Source organism: Aerococcus sp. HMSC23C02, from assembly GCF_001806805.1.
GTDB lineage: Bacteria > Bacillota > Bacilli > Lactobacillales > Aerococcaceae > Aerococcus > Aerococcus sanguinicola.
In genome coordinates, this window is the sequence record NZ_KV786046.1 from 10,628 (window position 1) to 11,429 (window position 802).

Sequence of the window (802 nt, forward strand, 5' to 3'; positions counted from 1 at the left end):
ACTTTATTCTTGATTATGGTCAATATCTAAGACCGGGTGGCCTTAATATCCCAGCAACTCCTAAAGATTTAATCGGTCCTGGTAATGCAGTTGTTGCTAAAGCTTACTATGACGCTGATCAGAACCGAGTGATTTACCGCTTTACAGACTGGGTGAATGGTAAGAATAATATAAGAGCTGCTCTACGCCAAGGGACTCAGCCTTTCTACGATAAGATTACAGATAATTTCAAGAATTATCCTGTCACCGTGACGATTGCAGGAACACCATACACAGAAAATATTGCCTACCACTTTAATAATATCAACGGTGACGGTACCAATAATAAATATCGAGCGGTTGATGGAACGCACGTTGAGACGAATCGAACAGATCCCAACCACTATACAGCCAAAGAAGTTTGGTATATCAACCGTGACGGACGTAATATGAACCACGGACCACATACGATTCTCTTTGAATCAAATACTAGTAATCTGGAATCAATGAAGGTTTATGAGGTCTTGGATGATCGTGCCTTTACGGATAGCTTTAATCCGGAAGTAAACCCGCGCTATGTTCGTGAAGTTTCTGGAAGATCTTATCAAGATTCTGAAGGTGTACGCTTTAATGTAGGTAATGGGCCAGCTACTGGTAAGAAGTATATCGTTTATACGGTGACTAGTCCGAAAAACCAACAAGCTAATCAACGGATTAACAGCGAAATGCATTTGACGCTTAGAAACAAAAATAATGAGTCTAATTCTAGAGAGCATTGGAAAACCTTAACGATTTCAACAACTCATAGTTCATCTGCCGCTTC

At 40.3% G+C, this 802-nt stretch carries 1 protein-coding gene; it reads left to right on the forward strand.

Annotated features, from left to right (window positions below):
* Nucleotides 1-802 (forward strand): Ig-like domain-containing protein (locus HMPREF3090_RS09715; protein ID WP_168140262.1); only part of this gene is annotated, 802 nt, incomplete at both ends.